Below are 14,981 nucleotides of genomic sequence, written 5' to 3'. Positions count from 1 at the left end.
GAATGGTGTGGTGCTTACCCTGACGCTAGTTCACTCGGTACGGCGCGACAACTACCGGTGCCTAGTTCCCGCGGTACGGCGCGACGACGACCTCGACCCGCTGGAATTCCTTCAGGTCGGAGTAGCCGGTCGTGGCCATCGAACGGCGCAGCGCGCCGACGAGGTTCGCGGTGCCGTCGGCGATCGGGGTGGGGCCGTAGAGGATGGTCTCGAGCGGGGCGAGGGCGCCCACCTCGACGCGCTTGCCGCGGGGCAGCTGCGAGTGGTGCACCTCGGCGCCCCAGTGGAAACCGCCGCCGGGGGCATCCGTCGCCCGGGCCAGTGCGGTGCCGAGCATGACGGCGTCCGCGCCGCAGGCGATGGCCTTGACGATGTCGCCGGAGGTGTTGAGGCCTCCGTCTGCGATGACGTGCACGTAGCGTCCGCCGGACTCGTCCATGTAGTCCCGGCGGGCGCCGGCCACGTCGGCGACGGCCGTGGCCATCGGGGCGTGGATGCCGAGAGAGGCGCGGGTGGTCGAGGCCGCACCGCCGCCGAAGCCGACGAGCACCCCGGCCGCGCCGGTGCGCATGAGGTGCAGGGCAGCGGTGTAGGTGGCCGCGCCGCCCACGATCACGGGCACGTCGAGCTCGTAGATGAACTTCTTGAGGTTGAGGGGTTCCTGGTTCTGCGACACGTGCTCGGCGGAAACCGTGGTGCCGCGGATCACGAACAGGTCGACGCCGGCTGCGACGACGGTCTCGTACAGCTCCTGGGTGCGCTGCGGCGACAGGGCGCCGGCCACGGTCACGCCGGCCGCGCGGATCTCGGCGAGACGCTCGGTGACCAGGCTCGGCTTGATCGGCTCGGAGTACATCTGCTGCATGCGCGCGGTGGCCAGGTCGGCGGGCAGTTCTCGGATCTCGGCGAGGAGGGGTTCCGGGTCGTCGTAGCGGGTCCAGAGGCCCTCGAGGTCGAGCACGCCGACGCCGCCGAGCTGGCCCATCATGATGGCCGTCTTCGGCGACACCACGGAGTCCATCGGCGCCGCGAGGAACGGGATCGCGAACTGGTACGCGTCGATGGTCCAGCTGACCGACACGTCCTCCGGGTCGCGGGTGCGCCGACTGGGCACAATCGCGATGTCGTCGAAGGCATACACGCGGCGAGCGCGCTTGGAACGGCCGATCTCGATTTCCATGTTCCCAGTTTAGGTGCCGCCGACTGCCTCGGGGCGAACGCCGGGCAGGCGGGGCACGCGACCTCGACGCCGAACGGGAGTTGGGGCATCCTGACGTCATGGATGTCGCCGCCGATCCGTTGTCCTTTCTCCGCGAACGCACGAGCATGAAATGGCGCAGTTACCCCCCGGACGTGCTGCCGCTGTTCGTCGCTGAAATGGACTTCCCTCTCGCCGAGCCGATCCAGGACGCCCTGGTGGCGGCGGTGCGGCGCAGCGACACCGGCTACATCGCCCCGGCCAACGGACTCGGTGCGGCCTTCTCCGGGTTCGCCGGCCGCCGCTGGGGCTGGCGGGTGGACCCGGAGCAGGTGACCAGCACCACGGATGTCAGCGTCGCGATCGTCGAGACCCTGCGGCTCCGGATCCGGCCGGGCGACGCGGTCGTGATCACTCCCCCGGTCTACCCGCCGTTCTTCGACCTGGTCCCCGAGGCCGGCGGGCGGGTGGTCGCCGTGCCGCTCCTCTCGGGGCAGGCCGGCTGGAACCTCGACCTGGACGGGCTGGAACGGGCGTTCATCGACGGGGCGCGGTGCGTCCTGCTCTGCAACCCGCACAACCCGGTCGGGCATCCGCACACGGTGGAGGACCTCGTGGCGCTGGCCGAACTGGCCGCGCGCTACGGCGTCACGGTGATCAGCGACGAGGTGCACGCCCCCCTCACCTACGGCGACGCCGTCTTCACCCCCTACCTGTGCGTGTCGGCGGAGGCGGCGGAGCACGGCATCTGCGTGACCAGCGCGAGCAAGGCCTGGAATCTGGCCGGGCTCAAGTGCGCGGTGATCGTGACCGGCTCAGAACGGATGCGCGGACTCGTCTCCGCCCTGCCGGTGGAAGTCGGCTGGCGCACGAGCCAGTTCGGGCTGATCGCGGGCATCGCCGCCTGGCAGCACGGTGAGCCGTGGCTGGGCGGGGTGATCACCGCGCTGCAGGCCAACCGGCTGCTGCTGGCCGGTCTGCTCGACGCGCAACTTCCGGGCGTGGGCTACCGGCAGCCGGGAGCGGGCTACCTGGCCTGGCTGGACCTGCGGAGCCTGGGCTGGGGCGACGACCCCGCCCTGGTGGCGCTCGAGCGGGGCCGGGTGGCGCTGAGCCCCGGCCCGAAGTTCGGCCTGCCGGGCCTGGGCTACGCGCGCCTCAATTTCGGTTGTTCTCCCGAGGTTCTCGGCGAAGCGGTCTCCCGCCTCGCCGCATCCGTCTGACCGATCCCGAGCCCCAGGCGCGCCGGTGCTCGAGCCTGCCGAGACCCGCCGAACAGTGAGCAACGCCCCCAAAAATTCAAGAAACGGGGGCGAAACTCACGGCTCGGCGAGGAAGGTCAGCGGCGGTAGTTGGGTGCCTCGACCACGATCTGCACGTCGTGCGGGTGCGACTCCTTCAGCCCGGCGGCGGTGATCCGCACGAACTTGCCCTTCTGCTTGAGCTCGTCGATCGTGCGAGCGCCCACGTAGAACATGGACTGGCGCAGGCCGCCGATGAGCTGGTAGGCCACGGCGGACACGGGGCCGCGGTACGGCACCTGGCCCTCGATGCCTTCCGGGATGAGCTTGTCGTCGGAGGGGACATCCGACTGGAAGTAGCGGTCCTTGGAGTAGGAGGTCTTCGTGCCGCGGCTCTGCAGCGCGCCCAGCGAACCCATGCCGCGGTACGTCTTGAACTGCTTGCCGTTGACGAAGACGAGCTCGCCGGGGCTCTCGTCACAGCCGGCGAGGAGGGAACCGAGCATGACGGTGTCCGCTCCGGCCACGAGGGCCTTCGCGATGTCGCCGGAGTACTGCAACCCGCCGTCGGCGATGACCGGGATGCCGGTCTCCCGGGCCGCGAGCGACGCCTGGTAGACGGCGGTGATCTGCGGAACGCCGACGCCGGCGACGATGCGGGTGGTGCAGATGGAGCCGGGGCCGACCCCGACCTTGATCGCGTCCGCACCGGCGTCGATGAGCGCCTGGGCGCCGGAGCGGGTCGCCACGTTGCCGCCGATGACGTCGACCGCGGCGAAGGCCGGGTCGGTCTTCAAACGGCGGATGATGTCGAGCACGCCGGCGCTGTCGCCGTTGGCGGTGTCGACGACGAGCACGTCCACGCCCGCGTCGAGCAGCGCGGTGGCTCGCTGCCAGGCGTCACCGAAGAAGCCGATGGCTGCGCCGACGCGCAGGCGACCCGCGTCGTCCTTCGTCGCGAAGGGGTATTCCTCGCTCTTGTCGAAGTCCTTGACGGTGATCAGGCCCGTGAGCCGGCCGGCGTCGTCGACGAGGGGAAGCTTCTCGATCTTGTGGGTGGCGAAGATGGCGACGGCGTCCATCGGCGCCATGCCGACCTTGCCGGTGATCAGCGGCGCCTTCGTCATCACCTCGCGCACGAGCGTGGTGTGCTTCTTCGTGCTGGAGACGAAGCGCATGTCCCGGTTGGTGATGATTCCGACGAGCACGCCGTCGGAGTCGACGACCGGGAGGCCGCTGATGCGGTACTGCCCGCACAGGGCGTCGACCTCGGCCACGGTGGCGTCGGGCGAAGTTGTTACCGGATTGGTAATCATGCCGGATTCGCTGCGTTTGACGAGGTCCACCTGCTCGGCCTGGTCCGAAATGGACAGGTTGCGGTGCAGCACGCCGAGGCCGCCTTCGCGGGCCATGGCGATGGCCATCCGGGTCTCCGTGACGGTGTCCATCGCGCTAGAAAGCAGCGGTGTGGCCACGCTGATCCGACGCGTCAGCCGAGACATAGTCTCGGCTTCACTGGGAATGACGTCGGTGTGCCCCGGCAGAAGCAGCACGTCGTCGTAGGTGAGCCCGGTGAAACCGAACGGATCTGGCTGATCCATGTAACCCCTTTTTCATACGCGGAAAGATAGGAAAAAATCCGGGAATCCGAGGGACCCAACCGGTTCATCAATGTTAAGCGACATTGCGCTCCCCGCATTCCGCGTACGAAGATCTAGGGAGTGTTGACCCACGTCGTAACATCGGCGACATATTCTTCATTTACTGTCAACAAAGATGTTGGCAGGTGAGACCCGGGGCACGCTCGGTCACAAACCCAACGGTGCCGCCATGGAGGTGCAGTGAATTCCACTGAAGCTGTTCGCAGATTCTCACCCAGAATGCTGGTGATCTTTCTCGGTCTGCTCTTCGCAGCCTTGACGATGTCCACGTTCGCCACGCTCTCCGCCGCGCCGGCTCACGCCGACGAGGTCGGAACGGACAAGTACGACTACGTGCTCGCCGGCAACGTCCAGTTCAACCAGAAACCGCTCGACGGCGTGCTGATCACCGTCAAGGGCTCCGGCTACGAGGCATCCGTGAAGACGGGCGTCGACGGCAAATGGAAGGTGGGCGTGCCCGAGAAGGCCACCTACTCCGTGGCGCTGGACGAGGACACCCTGCCCAAGGGCGTCATCGTCGCCAAGGGCGGCAGCGTCATCAAGGCGGAGTTCGGCCTGACCAAGGTCAAATCGGTCAACTTCTTCCTCGGCGAGGGCAAGCGCTCCACGGTGAGCTTCTTCGACCAGTTCGTGAACCGATTCGTGAACGGGCTCAACTTCGGCCTTCTCCTCGCCCTGGCGGCGATCGGGCTGTCGTTGATCTTCGGCACCACGGGCCTGAGCAACTTCGCCCACGCCGAGATGATCACCTTCGGCGCCCTGATGACGCTGCTCTTCTCCGTCACCCTGCACGTGCCGGTCTGGGCGGCGATCATCATCGCCATCCTGCTCAGCGCCGGGCTCGGCTGGAGTCTCGACGCGGTGATCTGGAAACCGCTGCGGCGCAAGGGCGTCGGCCTGATCCCGCTCATGATCGTGAGCATCGGCCTCTCCCTCGCCCTGCGCTACGTCTTCCAGTTCTTCGTCGGCGGCGGCACGAGCCAGCTGCCGGGCTCCGGACTGGCCGACATGAAGCTCGGTCCGATCCGGCTCTCCGTGATCGACCTCGCCAGCATGGGCATCAGCATCGTGGTGCTGCTGGCGGTCTCCTTCTTCCTGCTGCGCACCCGCATCGGCAAGGCGACCCGCGCCGTCTCCGACAACCCCAGCCTGGCCTCGGCCAGCGGGATCGACGTCGACGGCGTCATCCGGATCGTCTGGGTGGTCGGCGGCGGTCTCGCCGGGCTCAGCGGCATCCTGTGGGCCTACTTCCGGCCGGGCGTCAGCTGGGACATGGGCTTCCAGATCCTGCTGCTCGTCTTCGCGGCGACCACCCTCGGCGGTCTCGGCACCGCCTTCGGTGCCCTGATCGGTTCGATCATCGTCGGCCTGTTCGTCGAACTGTCGACGCTGTGGCTTCCCTCCGACCTTAAATACGTCGGCGCACTTGTCGTGTTGATCCTGGTGCTGCTGCTTCGGCCGCAAGGCATCCTGGGTCGCAAAGAGAGAATTGGCTAGAAGGGCATCCGATGATCGACTGGGGAGCAATCTTTAGCAACGCAGCCGTCGAGCTGATCAGCCCGACCACCGCCGCCTACGCCCTCGCGGCGCTCGGGCTGGCGATCCACTTCGGCTACACCGGCCTCCTGAACTTCGGCCAGGCCGGCTTCATGGCCCTCGGCGCCTACGGCTTCGCCATCTCCACCCTCAGCTTTGGCTTCCCTGTCTGGGGTGCCGTGCTGGTGGGGGTCGGCGCATCCGTGGTCTTCGCCCTGATCCTGGGCATTCCGACCCTCCGTCTGCGGGCGGACTACCTGGCGATCGTGACGATCGCCGCGGCCGAGATCGTGCGGCTTCTGTTCACGACGAACACCTTCGAGCCGCTCACCGGCTCGGCGAACGGGCTGAGCGGGTACAAGGGCGGCTTCAGCTCACTCAACCCGATCCCGGAGGGCACGTACGGCTTCGGGCCGTTCGAGTACAACGCCTACGACTGGTGGCTGCGCATCGTGGCCTGGACGATCGTGGTCCTCGCCTGCCTGTTAACCTGGCAGATCATGCGCAGCCCGTGGGGTCGCGTGATCAAGGGCATCCGTGAAGACGAGGATGCCGTGCGCGCCCTCGGCAAGAACGTCTACTCCTACAAGATGCAGTCCCTGATTCTCGGTGGCGTGTTCGGCACGATCGCGGGCATGATCTTCGTGCTCCCCCGAGCCGTGGTGCCCTCGAACTACCAGACCTCGCTGACGTTCTTCATCTACGCGATCCTCCTGCTCGGCGGCGCGTCGACGATTCTCGGCCCGGTCATCGGCTCGATGATCTTCTGGGTGTTGCTCTCTTTCTTCTCCGGCTTCATCGCCCGAGCGGTGGAGGCGGGCTGGCTGCCGTTCATGACCAGCATCCAGGCCGGCCAGCTGCGGTTCATCCTCGTCGGCGTCGCAATCATGCTCATCGTCATATTCAGACCGCAGGGCATCTTCGGAAACAAGAAGGAGTTGGCCTTTGTCAAATAACACCGTTCCGAGCAACAAGCCGATCAAGTCCACGGATCTGCACATCGGCGAGGCCGCACCCGGCTGCAAGAAGAGAGACCCGATCCTGGTGGCGGATGGCGTGAGCCGCACCTTCGGCGGCCTCAAAGCCGTCGACGTCGACCATGTGGAGATCCCCCGCGGTGCCATCACGGCGCTCATCGGGCCCAACGGCGCCGGCAAGACCACCCTCTTCAACCTGCTCACCGGCTTCGACAAGCCCGACACCGGTTCCTGGACCTTCGAGGGTCGGTCCCTCTCCGGCATGCCGGCGTTCAAGGTGGCCAGGATGGGCCAGGTGCGCACGTTCCAGCTCACGAAGGCGCTGGGCCTGCTGACCGTGATGGACAACATGCTGCTGGGCGCGAAGGGCCAGACCGGGGAGAACCTGTTCCGGGCGATCTTCCCCTTCTTCTGGCGCAAGCAGGAAGAAGACAACCGGGCGCGCGCCATCGACATCCTCGAGCGCTTCAAACTGGACACCAAGAAGGACGACTACGCCGCGAGCCTGTCCGGCGGGCAGCGCAAGCTACTCGAAATGGCGCGGGCCCTGATGAGCGAACCGACCCTGGTGATGCTCGACGAGCCGATGGCCGGGGTGAACCCGGCGCTGACCCAGTCGCTGCTGGACCACATCCTGAACCTGAAGACGCAGGGCATGACCGTTCTGTTCGTCGAACACGACATGCACATGGTGCGCCACATCGCGGACTGGGTCATCGTCATGGCCGAGGGCAAGGTCGTCGCAGAGGGCGACCCGCACGAGGTCATGCGCAACCCCGCCGTGATCGACGCCTACCTGGGCCAGCACCACGACGAAGACCTCGGCGAGGATCCTGCGGCCGAAACCGAACATGTCGAAGCCATTAAGGAGCTGCTCGATTGACGAACTCCAGCCCGACCGCCCCGCCGGTCTACGTCCCCACCGGGGAACCCGTCGTCGAGGTCAAAACGGTCACGGCCGGCTACCTGCCGGGCGTGAACATCCTGAACGCGTGTTCGCTGACCGCCTACGACGGTGAACTGATCGGCATCATCGGCCCGAACGGCGCCGGCAAGTCGACGCTGCTCAAGTCGATCTTCGGCCAGGTCAAGGTGCGCGAGGGCGAGATCCTGCTGCGCGGTGAGAACATCACCAACCTGAAGGCGAACAAGCTCGTGGCCAAGGGCGTCGGCTTCGTCCCGCAGACGAACAACGTCTTCCCGACCCTCAGCATCCAGGAGAACCTGGAGATGGGGATGTTCCTGAAGCCGAAGGGCCTGCACGAGCGGCTCGAGTTCGTCACCGAGATCTTCCCGGAGCTGAAGAAGCGGCTGCAGCAGCGGGCGGGTTCGCTCTCGGGCGGCGAACGCCAGATGGTGGCGATGTCGCGGGCCCTGATGATGGGCCCGCACGTGCTGCTGCTCGACGAGCCCAGCGCCGGCCTGTCCCCCGTGCGCCAGGACGAGGCGTTCCTGCGGGTCAAGGAGATCAACAAGGCCGGCGTGACCACGATCATGGTGGAGCAGAACGCGCGCCGCTGCCTGCAGATCTGCGACCGCGGCTACGTGCTCGACCAGGGCCGCGACGCGTACACAGGCACCGGCCGCGAGCTGCTGAACGACCCCAAGGTGATCGGCCTGTACCTGGGCACCCTGGGCCAGGACGACTGACCCGGCACACCCGCACCACCCGCACACAGAAGCGGCGCCCGAGAGATCCTCGGGCGCCGCTTCTGTGTGCCCGGTGCGCGGCTCCTGCGTGCCCGTGGGCGGCTCCTGGGTGCCCGTGCGTTACCCGTCGTTGTACCGGTGCGCCGTCGCGGCTCGCGGCGCACGGCGCACGGCGCACGGCGCACGGCGCACGGCGCACGGCGCACGGCGCACGGCGCACGATGTGGCCCGGGGCGCAGGTTCTAACCTGCGCCGGCGTGCACAGCGTGCGCCGCGACATCCGTGGCCGGATACGGCCTCACCGGGACGGGGCCGGCCGACACCGTGGCCGGGGTCCGGGTGCACAGAAGCGGACTCGCGGCCGTCGGGTCCGGGGGCGCGTCATCGCCGCTCGAGCTCGACACTTCCGGTCGACTTCGTCACGTGCGCGAGTCGAACTCGATCGGAAGTGGCGAACTCGCCGGAGGTGCCCAAACAACGGATGCGCGCCGTGGCTGTCGGGCTCGTGAGCCGGTGGCTCGTGGCTCGTGGCTCGTGGCTCGTGGCTCGTGGCGCACGATGTGGCCCGGGGCGCAGGTTCTAACCTGCGCCGGCGTGCAGAGCGTGCGCCGCGACATCCGTGGCCGGAGACGGCGTCACCGGGGGCCGGACCGTGCCGCCACGCACCGCCGGCGCCCCGCCCCGCCCCGCCCCGCCCCGCCCCGCCCCGCCCGAGCATGGCGCCCGGAGTCCCGGGCACGACGACCGGGCACGAAGAAGGGCCCCGACCGGAGTCGGGGCCCTTCCTGATCACTAATCAGTCGGTGACTGGTTCGTGACTAGTTGATGCGTGCGTAGGTGTTGTCCGCTGCGTACTCGTAGACACCGATGGTGGCCTCGGTCGGGTCGCCGTACTCGTCGAACGTGACCGGCCCGGAGAAGCCGTCGTAGTTGACCTGGTCGCCGGCGGCGAGGGCCTTGGCCGCCGCCTTGAAGTCGGTGACCTTGGTGCCGTCGCCGGTTCCGCCGGAAATCTGGCGCAGGTACTTGGAGATGGTCGTACCCTTGACGTCGTTGGCCGCGTACGCCGCGAGGGCGACGAGCATGACGGCGTCGTAGGACTCGGCCGCGTAGCTGAAGTCGGTCAGGGTCGGGTCGACCGCCTTCAGACGGTCGGTGAAGTCACCGAGCGTTCCGACGTCCAGGCCGGGCAGGGTTCCCTTCGAGCCGGCGACGAGCCCCGGAGCGAAGTCCTTGCTGTAGTCGGCCAGGTTGCCGTCCACGAAGTAGAGCTTGTCGCCCGGGAAGCCCGATCCGACTAGCGCGGGGGTGATGACCTTGGCCTGGTCGAACGTGACCAGGGCGATCGCATCCGGGTTGGCCGCGGTCACTTCGGAGATCTGAGCGGCGAAGTTGGAGTCACCCTCGTTGAACAGCGACTTGGCGACGACCTTGCCGCCGGCGGCTTCGAACGCCGCGGTGGTGGAGTCGGCCAGGCCGGTGCCGTAGGAGTCGTTCAGCACGATCAGGCCCAGGGTGCTGTTGCCGTCCTCGGCGATCTGGTTGCCCAGGACTTCGCCCTGCAGCAGGTCGGAGGGGGCGGTGCGCCAGTAGAGGTCCTTGTCGGCGTACTTCGTGAAGTCGGCCGAGGTGTTGGCCGGCGAGAACTGCACGACGCCGGCACCGGTGATCTGGTCGATCACGGTCTTGGAGACGCCCGAGGATGCCGCACCGATGATGGCGGAGACGTCCTGGGAAAGAAGGTCGGTCACCGACACGGTCGCGGTGTCCGTGGTGGTGTCACCCGAGTCCCGGTAGACGGGCTCGATCTTCATGCCGAGGTCGGCGTCGTTGATGTCCTTGACGGCCAGCGCGACACCGGCCTCTTCGGGCGGGCCCAGGAAGGCGAGGGCGCCACTCTGAGGAAGGACGGTGCCGATCTTCAGGGTGAGATTGCGGTCACCGGCTTTGATGGTCTGGGCGTCACCGCTCGCCGCGGGCGACTCCGACGCAGCGGGTTCAGCAGCATTGCTGCTGCAGCCGGTGAGCAGAAGTGCACTGACGCCGACCATGGCGACTCCAGTGACGACGGCCCGGACTGAGCGGGAGGCCGAGGCCTTCGCGAATACGCTCATGTTGCTCCTTGGGACTAGGAATGAGAAATGCCGGCGGTCGAATGACTGCCGTTCTGTCACATTATTGACAGGGAACGCACGAAACAAGGCAACCGTGTTACATCCGTGTAACGCGGACCAAATCGTTATCGGCGGCCGATGACGCTCGCACCGGCGATCTGTTGCGCGTGAGGCGTCGCCGCCGCACGGATCCGGCCTCAGGCCGGCTCGAGCGACGAACGGCGGGGCGCCCGCCCGGTCAGGACCATGTCGGCGGTAAGCACGACCAGGGCCAGCCAGACCAGGCCGAATCCGGCCCACCGCTCGGGCGGCATGGGCTCGTGCAGCACGAAGACGCCGACGAGGAACTGCAGGATCGGTGCGAAATACTGGATCAGGCCGAGGTAGGTCAGCGGCAGGCGACGGGCCGCGGCGGCGAAGAACAGCAACGGAACGGCCGTGATGACGCCGGCCAGGAGCAGCAGCACGGTGTGCCACGGCGAGACCGTGCCGATGGTCAGGCCGGAGACGGCGCCCACCACGATCAGCTGGACCACGGCCAGGGGCGCGAGCCAGACGGTTTCGAGCGTGAGACCGGCGACGGCATCGACGTCCCGGCCGACCCGCTTCTTGATCAGACCGTAGAAGCCGAAAGAGAAGGCGAGAACGAGCGACACCCACGGAAGCGCCCCGTACCCGACGGTGAGCACGACGACCGCCCCGAGGCTGATGCCTACGGCCACCCACTGCAGCAGACGGAGCTTCTCCCGCAGCAGCAGCACGCCCAGGAACACGGTCACGATCGGGTTGATGAAGTAGCCCAGCGCCGCCTCGACCACATGGCCGCTCAGCGCCGCGAACACGTAGGTCTGCCAGTTGATGAAGATCAGGAGCCCGGCCAGCCCCATGGTGAAGACGATCCGGCGTTTGCGCAGCAGGCCCAGGAACGACCGCCACTTGCGGGTGACCGTGATCAGCAGGGCGCAGAAGACCAGGGAGAACAGCACCCGCCAGGGCACGATCTCGAAGGCCCCGGTCGGTGCCAGCAACAGGAAGTAGAGGGGCAGCATGCCCCAGAGCGTGTACGCCAGAACCGCGTAGATCAGGCCCGTGCTCTGCTCCGAGCGCGCCGGGCGCGCGGCACCCCGGGAAGGCGGAAGGGGCGTGTCCTGCACTTTCGTGCCTCTCTCAAAACGAAGAATCCCGGATGGCCAGGGCCATCCGGGATTCTATCGATCAGTGTGTGTGACTAGCGAACGACGACTGCGAGCACGTCGCGAGCCGACAGGACGAGGAGGTCCTCACCACCGAACTTGACCTCGGTTCCGCCGTACTTGGAGTAGATCACCTTGTCGCCGACGGCGACGTCGAGCGGGATGCGGTTTCCGTTGTCGTCGATCCGGCCGGGACCGACGGCGACAACTTCACCCTCCTGGGGCTTTTCCTTGGCGGTGTCAGGAATGACCAGACCTGAAGCGGTGGTCTGCTCTGCGTCGACCTGCTTGATGACGATGCGATCCTCGAGCGGCTTGATGGAGACCGACACGGTTGACCTCTTTCTTAGCTAAGACTTAGTTAGCAGACTCACAGCGAGAGTGCTAAGTCGAGTTTAGGGCGCTTCTGGCACTCACGCAACGTGAGTGCCAGACCCGGCCGAGTTGATAGGTTTGCGGGATGGAACGCTCTGAGCTCGTTGAGCTGTTATCTCCGGAGGGTTTGCGCCTGCTGGACTCGCTGCCGCCGTACGAATCGGCCGCCGACGTGGTGCGGGTGGTGAGTGATCTGCGCAAGGCCGGCCACGCCCCCGGGCTGGTGGCCGCGGTTCTGGGCCAGTCCCGGCTGCGCGCCAGGGCCGTGCCCAAGTTCGGCGAGTTCGCCGGCCGCATGCTGTTCACCGAGACCGGCCTCGAACAGGCCACCCGGCTGCGCGTCGCGGCCCTCCACGCGGGCCGCTTCGCGGGCGCCTCGCTGAACCGCGTCGTCGACCTCGGCTGCGGGATCGGCGGTGACGCAATGGCCTTGGCGGCGATGGACCTCGAGGTGACCGCGGTCGACGCCGACGAGGTGACGGCCACCGTCGCCAGCTTCAACCTGGCCCCGTTCGAGAACGCGACCGTGCTGAACGCCGACGCCGAGAGCGTCGACCTCACCGGTTTCGACGCCGCCTGGCTGGACCCCGCCCGCCGCACGGCCGGGCACACCAACACCTCCCGCCTGACCCGGCCGGAGGACTACTCCCCCAGCCTCGACTTCGTCTTCGGCCTCCGCGAACGGATGCCCATCGGCGTCAAGCTCGGCCCCGGGCACGACCGGGAGCAGATCCCGGTCGACGCTGAAGCGCAGTGGGTGTCCGTGGACGGCAAGCTCGTCGAGATGGCGCTCTGGTTCGGCAGCCTGGCCCGCACCGGGATCCGCCGGTCCGCCCTGCTGCTGGGTCGGGACGGGAGCCATGAGCTGAACGCCCCGGCCGACAGCGAGGACGCCCCGGTGGGGGTGCTGGGCGACTACCTCTATGAGCCGGACGGTGCGATCATCCGTGCCCGCCTGATCGGCGACCTGGCCCGCTCGCTGGACGCGCTGATGCTGAGCGAGTCCATCGCCTACCTGACCTCCGCCAGCCTGGTGCGCACGCCGTTCGCCACCGCGTTCCGGGTGCTCGAGACCCTGCCGGTCGACGAGAAGAAGCTGCGCCTCGCGCTGCAGGAACGCCGGATCGGCACCCTGGAGATCAAGAAGCGCGGCGTGGACGTGGACCCGGCCACCCTGCGCACCCGGCTGCGGCTGAAGGGGCCGGAGTCAGGAACGCTCGTCCTGACGCGGGCCGCCGGACACCGGGTGGCCCTGCTGGTCGAGCGGGTGTCGGCGCTCAGCTGACGGCGGACATCAGCACGAGGGTGATGACCAGCACCCACCCGGCGGCGATGAGCAGGCCCGCGAGACCGGTGACCAGGCCGTAGACCCAGAGCGCGCCCGACCGGTGCTCCGTGGCGCGGGCCATGATCGCCAGGACGATCGCGGCCAGCGACAGGGCGGCACCCCAGACGCCGAAGATGGCGACCAGCAGTCCCAGCAGGCCGAAGACGAGCGCGGCGACGGACAGGCCGTGACGCTCGGCGTGGGCACGCAGCTCGGTGTCCGTGTAGACATACGGCACCCACTCGGTGGGAGCCGTCACCGTCGACGCATAGTCCAGTTCGCCCTCGACCGAAGCCGGCGGTCGGGTGAGGTCGAGCCGGAAGTCGTCGACGTCGTCCGACGGGTCCCGGTACTCCCCAACCATTCCTGCTGCCTCCGACATGCTGTAAACGGGCGCCGCCGCATCCGTGCGCCCGAACGGTGCGCCGGTCAGGCACCCGCGGTGAAACTCAGTACGAGTAGCTGTTGGGCATGCTGGCGAAGATAACGGCCCAGATCAGGATACTCGCCAACGCCAGGGCGACGCCGACGAACCCGGTGATGATGCCGGTCAGCCAGAAGCCCCGGGCCTGCGGTTCCTTCGACCGGCCGAGGAACCCCAGCACGACGGCCGCGGCCGGAACGAACAGCCCGAGGATGCCGCCCGCGATCGGGATGAAGACGATCGGGAACCCGAGGATTCCGATCACGCCGGCCACGAGCGAGAGGATGCTGAAAATCGGCTGCTTGGCCGCCGGCGCGCCCCCGTAGGGATCCGAGGACGGGGCGCCGTAGGCGGGAGGCGGGGTCGTCGGAGCGCCGTAGTAGGCGGGTGGCTGGGTCGGTCCGGCCGACGGCTGGGTCGGAGGCGGGGCCGGCCCGGCCGGGGGCGGCGTCGGGGGTCCGTACCCGGGTGGGGGCGTCTGGCCGCCGGAGAACGGCGGCACGGGCTGGGCGGTGGGCGGCACGGGCTGGGCCGGCCGCACGGGCTGGGCGGCGGGCGGCACATCCGCGGACTGGGGAATGTCGGGGACCTGGGGCACGTCCGGCACCTGGGGGACGTCGGGGACCTGCGGGACGCCGGGGCCGGGGGTATTCGAATCACTCATCTGAGTTGCTTCCTTTCCGCACGGCGTCTGCCGTGATCGGGTTCCAGTGCGTCAGCTGTGCCGGAATCCTGGTGTCGAGATTCCGGTTTTCGTTCACATGTTGTTGAGGATGGTCGGGTCGCTGGCGATCGCGAGGACGAGCAGCCCCCCGATGATGACCGAGAGAACCAGGCTCGCGTAACCGATGATCAGGCCGGCAATCGCGAGGCCGCGGCCCTTCTCGCCGGTCTTGCCGATCTGGCTCAGGGCGATGTGGCCGGTGATGATGGCGGCCAGAGAAATCGAGAGCACCGCGGTCACCAGCGAGATGATCGCCAGCACGTTGTACTTCTCGGACGAGCCCTGCGCAGCGTACGGCTGCGGGTACGCCGCGTTCTGCCCGTAGGCCGGTGCAGCCTGAACCTGGGGCGTGCCGGGCGCCGGGTTCGCGGGGGCCGCGGGCGGCTGGAACATCGGCGGGGTACCCGGCGTCAGGTTGGGGTCGGTCATGGCGAAGCTCCTTCTGGACAGAACTGAACATCTGGGCAAGTGAACATCTGGCGGTGCCATAGTGGCACCCCGCCAGATGGGGTGTCAACGGACCAGACGAACGGCGCCCGTGCAAGCCAGAATACCCGGTCG

At 67.9% G+C, this 14,981-nt stretch carries 14 protein-coding genes; 6 read left to right on the top strand and 8 right to left on the bottom strand.

All coding sequences use genetic code 11. From position 1 onward, the window contains the following. Positions 1–61: 61 nt before the first annotated feature. Positions 62–1,180, bottom strand: coding sequence for a GuaB3 family IMP dehydrogenase-related protein (locus E3T24_RS05370; RefSeq protein ID WP_134366339.1), 1,119 nt, complete (start codon positions 1,178–1,180; stop codon positions 62–64). A gap of 98 nt (positions 1,181–1,278) precedes the next feature. Between E3T24_RS05370 and E3T24_RS05365 the strand changes: the two genes are divergently transcribed. Then, positions 1,279–2,421 carry an aminotransferase class I/II-fold pyridoxal phosphate-dependent enzyme gene (locus E3T24_RS05365; RefSeq protein WP_134366340.1) on the top strand — a complete coding sequence of 381 codons (1,143 nt, stop codon included), beginning with the start codon at positions 1,279–1,281 and terminating at the stop codon, positions 2,419–2,421. Positions 2,422–2,537: 116 nt separating this feature from the next. Here the strand turns inward: E3T24_RS05365 and guaB are convergent, their stop codons facing one another. Further along, on the bottom strand, positions 2,538–4,040 hold the full coding sequence (guaB, locus tag E3T24_RS05360; protein ID WP_134366341.1) for an IMP dehydrogenase: 1,503 nt from the start codon (positions 4,038–4,040) through the stop codon (positions 2,538–2,540). A gap of 279 nt (positions 4,041–4,319) precedes the next feature. On the opposite strand from guaB, the gene E3T24_RS05355 reads away from it, so the two are divergent. The 4 genes from E3T24_RS05355 to E3T24_RS05340 are packed head-to-tail and all read left to right on the top strand — an operon-like array spanning position 4,320 to position 8,263. Next, on the top strand, positions 4,320–5,597 hold the full coding sequence (locus tag E3T24_RS05355) for a branched-chain amino acid ABC transporter permease (protein WP_134366342.1): 1,278 nt from the start codon (positions 4,320–4,322) through the stop codon (positions 5,595–5,597). 14 nt (positions 5,598–5,611) lie between these two features. After that, on the top strand, positions 5,612–6,592 hold the full coding sequence (locus E3T24_RS05350; RefSeq protein WP_134366354.1) for a branched-chain amino acid ABC transporter permease: 981 nt from the start codon (positions 5,612–5,614) through the stop codon (positions 6,590–6,592). Beyond that, positions 6,582–7,496 (top strand): ABC transporter ATP-binding protein, encoded by a 915-nt coding sequence (locus E3T24_RS05345; RefSeq protein ID WP_134366343.1) that lies wholly within the window; start codon positions 6,582–6,584, stop codon positions 7,494–7,496. The genes E3T24_RS05350 and E3T24_RS05345 overlap by 11 nt, the downstream gene beginning before the upstream one ends. Continuing rightward, positions 7,493–8,263 carry an ABC transporter ATP-binding protein gene (locus E3T24_RS05340; protein WP_134366344.1) on the top strand — a complete coding sequence of 257 codons (771 nt, stop codon included), beginning with the start codon at positions 7,493–7,495 and terminating at the stop codon, positions 8,261–8,263. Before E3T24_RS05345 ends, E3T24_RS05340 begins: the two co-directional genes overlap by 4 nt. Positions 8,264–9,081: 818 nt before the next feature. Here E3T24_RS05340 and E3T24_RS05335 read toward each other — a convergent pair. The 3 genes from E3T24_RS05335 to groES form a co-directional block, all read right to left on the bottom strand. Next, the gene (locus tag E3T24_RS05335; protein WP_134434368.1) at positions 9,082–10,377 is read right to left on the bottom strand and encodes an ABC transporter substrate-binding protein; all 1,296 of its coding nucleotides are present in this window, start codon (positions 10,375–10,377) and stop codon (positions 9,082–9,084) included. 197 nt (positions 10,378–10,574) lie between these two features. Continuing rightward, positions 10,575–11,531 (bottom strand): EamA family transporter RarD, encoded by a 957-nt coding sequence (rarD, locus tag E3T24_RS05330; RefSeq protein ID WP_241975876.1) that lies wholly within the window; start codon positions 11,529–11,531, stop codon positions 10,575–10,577. A gap of 74 nt (positions 11,532–11,605) precedes the next feature. After that, positions 11,606–11,902 (bottom strand): co-chaperone GroES, encoded by a 297-nt coding sequence (gene groES, locus E3T24_RS05325; RefSeq protein WP_066597535.1) that lies wholly within the window; start codon positions 11,900–11,902, stop codon positions 11,606–11,608. Between the two features lie 128 nt (positions 11,903–12,030). Here groES and E3T24_RS05320 point away from each other — a divergent pair, with 128 nt between their 5' ends. Then, positions 12,031–13,230, top strand: coding sequence for a methyltransferase domain-containing protein (locus tag E3T24_RS05320; protein ID WP_134434367.1), 1,200 nt, complete (start codon positions 12,031–12,033; stop codon positions 13,228–13,230). On the opposite strand, the gene E3T24_RS05315 is transcribed toward E3T24_RS05320, so the two are convergent. The 3 genes from E3T24_RS05315 to E3T24_RS05305 all read right to left on the bottom strand — a co-directional run bounded on the left by E3T24_RS05315 (position 13,223) and on the right by E3T24_RS05305 (position 14,849). After that, positions 13,223–13,636, bottom strand: a complete 414-nt coding sequence (locus E3T24_RS05315) for a hypothetical protein (RefSeq protein ID WP_134434366.1) — start codon at positions 13,634–13,636, stop codon at positions 13,223–13,225. The genes E3T24_RS05320 and E3T24_RS05315 overlap by 8 nt on opposite strands. 85 nt (positions 13,637–13,721) lie before the next feature. Further along, positions 13,722–14,360, bottom strand: coding sequence for a DUF4190 domain-containing protein (locus E3T24_RS05310; protein ID WP_134434365.1), 639 nt, complete (start codon positions 14,358–14,360; stop codon positions 13,722–13,724). 93 nt (positions 14,361–14,453) lie between these two features. Next, positions 14,454–14,849, bottom strand: a complete 396-nt coding sequence (locus tag E3T24_RS05305) for a DUF4190 domain-containing protein (protein ID WP_198417495.1) — start codon at positions 14,847–14,849, stop codon at positions 14,454–14,456. Positions 14,850–14,981 lie beyond the last annotated feature (132 nt).

This window comes from Cryobacterium sp. TmT2-59 (assembly GCF_004403545.1).
Lineage (GTDB): Bacteria > Actinomycetota > Actinomycetes > Actinomycetales > Microbacteriaceae > Cryobacterium > Cryobacterium shii.
This window is presented reverse-complemented; position numbering and strand designations above follow the sequence as displayed.